General features: G+C 25.2%; 6 protein-coding genes. All 6 read left to right on the top strand.

Annotation, left to right across the window (positions count from 1 at the left end):
• The first annotated feature begins 221 nt into the window (after positions 1-221).
• Positions 222-506 (top strand): hypothetical protein, encoded by a 285-nt coding sequence (locus tag EHV01_RS02285; RefSeq protein WP_422066025.1) that lies wholly within the window; start codon positions 222-224, stop codon positions 504-506.
• Positions 507-688: 182 nt separating this feature from the next.
• Positions 689-2,461: an ABC transporter permease gene (locus EHV01_RS02290; RefSeq protein ID WP_422066026.1), complete on the top strand. Its 1,773-nt coding sequence runs from the start codon at positions 689-691 to the stop codon at positions 2,459-2,461.
• Between the two features lie 125 nt (positions 2,462-2,586).
• A complete protein-coding gene (gene mnmA / locus EHV01_RS02295) occupies positions 2,587-3,720 on the top strand; it encodes a tRNA 2-thiouridine(34) synthase MnmA (protein WP_422066027.1) in 1,134 nt (377 codons plus the stop codon).
• Between the two features lie 15 nt (positions 3,721-3,735).
• The gene (locus EHV01_RS02300) at positions 3,736-5,886 is read left to right on the top strand and encodes an ATP-dependent RecD-like DNA helicase (RefSeq protein ID WP_422066028.1); all 2,151 of its coding nucleotides are present in this window, start codon (positions 3,736-3,738) and stop codon (positions 5,884-5,886) included.
• Positions 5,873-6,040 carry a hypothetical protein gene (locus tag EHV01_RS02305; protein ID WP_422066030.1) on the top strand — a complete coding sequence of 56 codons (168 nt, stop codon included), beginning with the start codon at positions 5,873-5,875 and terminating at the stop codon, positions 6,038-6,040. Before EHV01_RS02300 ends, EHV01_RS02305 begins: the two co-directional genes overlap by 14 nt.
• Positions 6,041-6,147: 107 nt before the next feature.
• Positions 6,148-6,297, top strand: a complete 150-nt coding sequence (locus EHV01_RS02310) for a hypothetical protein (protein ID WP_422066029.1) — start codon at positions 6,148-6,150, stop codon at positions 6,295-6,297.
• Positions 6,298-6,400: the final 103 nt, after the last annotated feature.

The raw sequence follows: 6,400 nt of genomic DNA on the forward strand, positions 1-6,400 counted from the left end.
AAAATATCTAACATTTTATTAAAAGTGGCTTGTTTTATTCCTGTTAATCGGAATAATTCTTTATCATTAATAAAATCAAATTTATCAAATTTCATAATTTTAGATTCCTATAATTTCTATTTTAAATATATTTTATAGGAATTTTAAAATAACTAGGTTATGCAAGAAGTCTAATATATTACAAACAAGTTGAAAGAGAAGCAAAGCGTAAATTTGAAGAAATGAAGAAGATTGCAAAAAGAGATAATATATATGAGTATTTAGAACCTGACTTTAGACAAATTGAAATTGTTTTAGATAATTTTGACATCTTAAAAATGATGTCACATATTTCAGCTTTAAATCAAGCTCTTGCTGATAGATTTAAAGAAATTCTTATTGAAGTTAATACAGCTTCACCTTCACATTCAAATAGTGAACAAATGATTGATAATGATAGAACCGATGATAATGATGAATTTTTTGATGCAGTAGAAGAATTAGAGTCTAATCAAATAGATTATTAACGCAGTTCCTAAGGAAATGTAATAAATAATTTTATAAATATAAAAAGCAATTAAAATTTTAATTGCTTTTTATTGTTTCTTTGTTATTACGAAAAAGACCCAATATTTCCTTTGTTTTTTAACTGTTTTAGGATATAATTAATATGTATTAGTTTTGAGTTTTCTTGAAATGGGTGTTGATAATGAAGAGTAATGATATTAAAATTTTAAAAATTAAACCAATTAAGCAAAGTGCGCATAATGATCAAAGCATTGAACAGCAAGAGTTTACTTTAAATAATGATGCAACTTTTTTTCTACAAGAAAATAGTCATTTTTTTAAGAATAATTATTTTTTTACTAAAACCCAAAATGTTAATCAAAATAGTGCTTTAAATTCATTTGTACAATCACGGAAAATGATTTTAAATTTAGATAATCCAAATGCATTAAAAATTTTATATCATCAAACTGAAAAGTTACAACAAGAAAAAACAAGTTTTCATCACCGATTAAATAAAATTAAATCAACTTTTGATGAAAAAATTCAATTGGATAATGAAGAACATTTATATGAGCCACCTACTATTACAAAAAACATTGATTTATTAAATTTTAATAAGAAAAATAATGATGCTCAATTTAACAATGAACCTGTTGAAGTTAAAATTGATCATACAAAAGTTAAAGCACAAGCTCGTGCTGTTGCTCAAAAAATAATGCAAAAAGATCAAGAAAAATTAAAGAAGTCATTAACTAATATTGATAATAAACAAACTATAAAATCAAAGTCAGTTCTAACAAATCATTTTCCTAAACTTTCTTTACCAAAATCATCGCCACAAAAAGATGTTTTTTTTACTCAAAGTTATAATAAAATACCAGGTCAAAAAATAAATGTTTCGCAAAAAATAACACATAATATGCCTCCAATCCAAGCAAAAAATATTGAAGAAGAAACTTATAATAAAAAGTTTGATAATAAACAAAATGAAAATAAAAAAACACGAAAAGAAGTAGATTTAATTGTTCGTCCTGACAAGGGAAATCAATTTTATGATGAAATTGATACGATGGAATGGGATATAACAAAACGACCAAATTTAGGAGTGGAACAAACAACCAATAAATATTATCATCAAGAAGAAAAGAATTTGGAAACAAAAAAAGTTTCACAAGTTTTATCAGAAAAAGTAAAACTTCAAGATGAAACTTCTCGAGCAATTGAACTTGAAGAAGCAGAGGGAACTTATCAAATAGATAATTTTTATGCTAAGTTATTTAATTCTAATGTCAAAGAAGATTTGATAAAACAAGGCAGTAAACTTAAAATAAAACAAATTGGCAGAAGAAAAGCAAAAAACCTTAATCCTAATGTTTTGCCTTTGACAAATAAGGACTCAAAGTCTATTGTTCAAGCAACAACAATGTTTAATAATAATTATCAAATTAAGCAATTACCAAATGGGCGTCAACGAATTACTAAAATTAAGAAAAACAACATTCTTAAATGACGTGATCTAATTGTTTTAATTGCACGGCTTATGGCGATTATTGGATTAATAGTATTATGTAGTGCATTTTTAGTGTTTAATAATTGAATTAATAATTCAGCTTTAGATTTATATAATTTTTTTGTAGTTAATTTTGGTAAAATTAATTTTATTACTGTTAATCATCATTATTTTTTCGTGAATCGAATATTTATGTTAATTTTAATTGGAATTTATGCAATTACTGTTGTTCTTCCATTTTGTTTGGTATCAAATTTTAAAATTCAGCTTTATTGTTTTTTACCATTAAGTTTACTTTTCTTATGTAGTGTGATTGCGATTGCATTATATAGTTATTTTTTTATGAACAATATTTTTAATTGGTCCAGTAATATTATGCAAATTATTAGTTATAGTTTTTTATTGTTGGCAAATATTTTAATGTTAGCAGCAGTTTTAAAAAGAAAAAAAGAAAGGTCTTAAAATTTATATAGTAAATTATTTAACCAATAGGAAACCAATTTCTTATCTTGGGATTTTTAATTTTCAATGTTAAAAAATAGTACTAATTAATTATTATTTATGTATAAAAAAGGAAGTGATGTGCAATGAAAAAAGTTGTTGTCGGATTATCTGGAGGGGTTGATTCTTCAGTTAGTTTATATTTATTACAACAAGCAGGCTATGATGTAGAAGGTCTTTTTATGCGTAATTGAGACAGTCAATTAAATAATGATATTTTAGGAAATAAAGCAATTAATAATGTGATTTGTCCACAAGAACTTGATTATAATGATGCTGTTAATGTTAGTAAAACATTACAAGTACCATTGCACCGTGTTGATTTTATTAAAGAATATTGAGAATATGTGTTTAAACATTTTATTAATGAATATCAAAAAGGGCGAACTCCTAATCCAGATATTTTATGTAATAAGTATATTAAATTTGACTATTTTTTAAACTATGCAATTAATAACTATCATGCTGATTTTATTGCCATGGGACATTATGCTCAAGTACGATTTAATGAAAAATTACAAGAATATCAATTATTACGGGTAATTGACCGGGATAAAGATCAAACTTATTTTTTAAGTCAATTGAACCAAGGGCAATTATCAAAAACATTTTTTCCATTAGGAAATTTAACAAAAAAAGAAGTTAGAGAAATTGCAAATGCACAAAATTTAAGCACAGCTAATAAAAAAGATTCAACAGGAATTTGTTTTATTGGAGAACGTGATTTTAAAAACTTTTTACAAAATTATATTCCAAATCAAAATGGTAATATTGTTGATATTGAAGCAAAAGAAGTTGTTGGTCATCATAGTGGGGTGATGTATTATACAATTGGTCAACGTCGTGGTTTAAATTTAGGTGGGATGAGTGAACCATATTTTGTGGCTGGTAAAAATGTAGAAAACAATATTTTATATGTTGCAAAAAGTAGTGAAGAAAAATGACTATATTCAACGAGTTGTATTATTACTGATGTTAATTGAATTAATACTTTACATGAAAAAGAATTTAATTGTACAGCTAAATTTCGTTATCGTCAAAAAGATATTCCTGTTAAAGTAACAGTTTTAAGTGATAATAAATGTCTTGTGCAATTTGCAACAAAAGTAAAAGCGATTACGCCAGGACAAGCTGCTGTTTTTTATGGTGATGAAGTTTGCCTTGGGGGCGGAGTTATTAATGATGTTTATTTAGATAATCAAAAATTATGATATTTATAAGAAAGGATTACTAAAATGGCTGAAAAAATACGGGGTTATTTAAAATTAATTGTTTTTGAGTCCAATAATGGTTATCGGATTTGCAAATTTCAATTAGAAAATGATAAAACACATTTTATTTTTATTAAAGGATTTTTATCAACTTTACAGCCAGAACAATTATATGAATTACAAGGGGACTTTGTCTATAATGAACGCTATGGTGAAAATTTTGAAGTTAAGGAAATTCATAAACTTTCCCCACGGAGTAATGATGAGGTTTTAAAATATTTAACTAGTAGTTTATTTCCCACAATTGGTGAAAAAGCAGCACAAATAATTATTGATTATTATCAAACCGATGTGATTACCAAGATTAAAGAAAATTTATCAGTTTTACATGAAATTCCGGGTATTAGTGTTAAGCAAGCTAATATTATTGCAAAGGTATTTAAGTCAATGAGCCGTGATGATGAATTAAATTATCAATTTAATCAAAAAGGATTATCATTACAAGTTTTATCTTTATTAAAAACAAAATATAATGTTGATCAGATTTATGCTTTATTAAAAAAAGATCCTTATTCATTACTATTAAAAGATAATATTGCTTTTAAAACAATTGATAAGATTTATTTAGCATTTGAACAAGAACCTTTTACTAACATTCGAATTGGTTATTATGCTTGATATTTAGCAAAAGAATTTTGTAATAATAATGGTGATACTTATTTAACGTTAAATGAATTAACAAAAATCTTACAAAAGAATTTTCCTTTTTTAACAAAAGAACAGTTGTTAGTCGGATTAAAATATAGTAAAGAAATTAAATTATTAATTTTTAAGGATGATAAAATTTATGTTGCAGAAATATATCATAGTGAAATTAATATTGCTGCAATGTTAGTTGGTTTGAATACGATTGATCAATATGATGATCAAAAATTAACAGAAGAGTTAGAAAAATTAACAAATAAAAAACAAATTACTTATAATATTAATCAAGCAAAAGCAATAAAGGCTGCTGTGCATTCTAATTTTTTAGTTATTATTGGAGGACCTGGTACGGGTAAAACAACAGTTGTTGATGGTATTGTTAGTCTTTTAAAAAAAGTTTACCAACAATCAAAAATTGTATTAGCAGCACCAACCGGAAAAGCAGCAAAACGATTACGAGAAAAAACTGGGCAAAAAGCTTTAACAATTCATAAATTATTAAAATATGATGCTTTGACTAATCAATTTTTTTATAATGAAAATAATCCTTTGGAAAATGATATTTTAATTTTAGATGAAGTTAGTATGGTTGATAGTTTGTTATTATCACAAATTGCAAAAGCTAGTGTTAATTTGCGTAAATTAATTTTAATTGGTGACCCAAATCAATTACCGTCAGTTGCTTGTGGTGATTTGTTACGAGATATTATTCAAAGTGATGTTTTTAATGTTATTAAATTAGAAGAAGTTTATCGTCAAGAAGCTGGAAATGACATTTTAGAACTATCTTATGCAATTGAACAAGAACATTTTGAAGGTAATAATTTATTTGACAAAAAAGATTTTACTTTTATTAATGAAACTGATTCACAAACATTATTAACAATTGTTGGTAATTTATATCAAAAACTTAGTGATGAATATGGAGCAGATTATAATGCTATTCAAGTAATTGCCCCAATGTATAATGGTCCAGTTGGAATTAATGCATTAAATACTTATTTGCAAAATCGAATGAATCATGCAAGTGGTCAAAAAGAAATTAAGATTGGGCATCGTTTTTTCCGAGTTAATGATAAAGTTATGCAACTTAAAAATCGACCTGAATTAGAAATTTATAATGGCGATGTTGGAATTATTGTTGATATTAAAAAAGATAAAAATTTAAATGATGTAATCTTAGTAAAATACGATAATGTAATTGCATATAGTAAAGAACTTTATTATGATATTACTTTGGCTTATGCTTGTAGTGTTCATAAATTGCAGGGCAGTGAATATGATAATATTATTTTTGTAATAACAAAAAGTTTTTGAATGATGTTAAAACGAAATCTAATTTATACAGGAATTACTCGTGCTAAAACTAAATTATATTTAATTGGTGAACCATCAGCATTTTTATATGGTGTTAATAATTTACCACAAAAACGGCGAACAACTTTACAAGAAAAAATTGGCATCGTGTAAGTGAAGTGCAACAAATCAACTCAGAAAGGGGTTGATTTTTATTGAAAAGAAACATTATTTTATTTTGCGGTCCTTAGTAATTAAGTATGGTAAAGATAATGTTATTAATATGGTAAATAATATTGTAATTAATAATGTAAAAGAAGATGAATAAATTATCCGCGTAATTTATTAGCGGTAATTTATTCAATATGGTTTATTTTGAGCGTAGCGAACACGCGAAGCGTGCCGCGAAATTAGATTTTTAGGAGGAATTAAGTTATGCCAGTTTGATTAACGACAATATTTAGTGTTGTTATTATATTAGGAATTTTTGCGTGAATTGGTTTATCAATTTATCAAAAAATTTGTCAAATTCAAGGAAAGAAAAAAGATAAAAAAGAAATTGAAAATAAGGAGGATAAGAAATAATAGACTTCTTGCATAACCTAGTTATTTTAAAATTCCTATAAAATATATTTAAAATAGAAATTATAGGAATCTAAAATTATGAAATTTGATAAATTTGATWWTA

It is taken from the genome of Spiroplasma sp. hy2 (genome assembly GCF_044714365.1).
GTDB classification, from domain to species: domain Bacteria; phylum Bacillota_I; class Bacilli_A; order Mycoplasmatales; family Mycoplasmataceae; genus Spiroplasma; species Spiroplasma phoeniceum.